Below are 502 nucleotides of genomic sequence, written 5' to 3' on the forward strand. Positions count from 1 at the left end.
ATATCATATCTAATTTTTCTTATTTGGTCAAGTGTTTAAACCACTTTACAGCTGTTTTCCTCGAATAGGTAACTTCCCAACGTAAGTTCCACTTTATCTTTCGAAGTGGAAGTTAGTCTAAAACGGATTTTTATGGTGGAATTAAGTCTGAGACGTTTGTGTTAGAAACGAGTTCTTACTATGACAAAATATAAACACCTTACCCTCTCAGACCGCAATGACATCCAACTTGGCTTAGAACGTGGAGAATCCTTCAAAGCCATTGGAAAAACTATCCTAAAAGATCCTACTACCGTTTCCAAAGAGGTCAAACGTAACAGACAGGTCAGAACCTCTACCAGTGATGGGCTTCCTTGCCCTCTCCTTGATAAAGCTCCATTTGTCTGTAACGGATGTCCTAAGAGAAGACAAAATTGTGGCTACAAGAAAATCTTCTACCTCGCTAAACAGGTTCAAAAACAATACGAACAAACCCTCGTTGAGGCTCGAGAAGGAACTCCTC

At 39.8% G+C, this 502-nt stretch carries 1 protein-coding gene; it reads left to right on the top strand.

The window, feature by feature from the left end; all coding sequences use genetic code 11:
* Window positions 1-180: 180 nt before the first annotated feature.
* A partial coding sequence (locus EII23_RS12310) for a helix-turn-helix domain-containing protein (protein WP_148091290.1) occupies window positions 181-502 on the top strand: 322 nt, incomplete at its 3' end.

The organism is Desulfovibrio sp. OH1186_COT-070 (assembly GCF_003860215.1).
Lineage (GTDB): Bacteria > Desulfobacterota > Desulfovibrionia > Desulfovibrionales > Desulfovibrionaceae > Desulfovibrio.